General features: G+C 68.2%; 1 protein-coding gene. It reads right to left on the bottom strand.

Translation table 11 applies throughout. The features are described from left to right. On the bottom strand, positions 1–261 hold a 261-nt coding region (locus ACRHNM_RS17155; protein WP_431137854.1), incomplete at both ends, for a DUF2339 domain-containing protein.

The raw sequence follows: 261 nt of genomic DNA, 5'->3' as shown, positions 1-261 counted from the left end.
GCCAGCACCACGCCCATCAGCACGGCACCGACCATCCACAACACGCGCTGGCCACGGCGCGATCCCCACACCCAGGCAATCACGCCGAGCACGCTCCACAGCACGGTCAGGCTGGTCTGCGCCAGGCTGAAGCGGATCATCGACGCGTTCCACGACAGGCCGCCCCACTGATGCACGCCATGCAGCACAACGCTGGTCAGCGCGACGAAGGTTGCCAGTGACAGCAGCGGCATGCGGATACCCAGCAGCGCCTGCGGCGCC

The sequence above is a fragment of the Psychroserpens mesophilus genome, assembly GCF_050617655.1.
GTDB lineage: Bacteria > Bacteroidota > Bacteroidia > Flavobacteriales > Flavobacteriaceae > Psychroserpens > Psychroserpens mesophilus_A.
The sequence above is the reverse complement of the archived record's forward strand: the minus strand, read 5'-3'. Positions and strand labels throughout refer to the sequence as shown.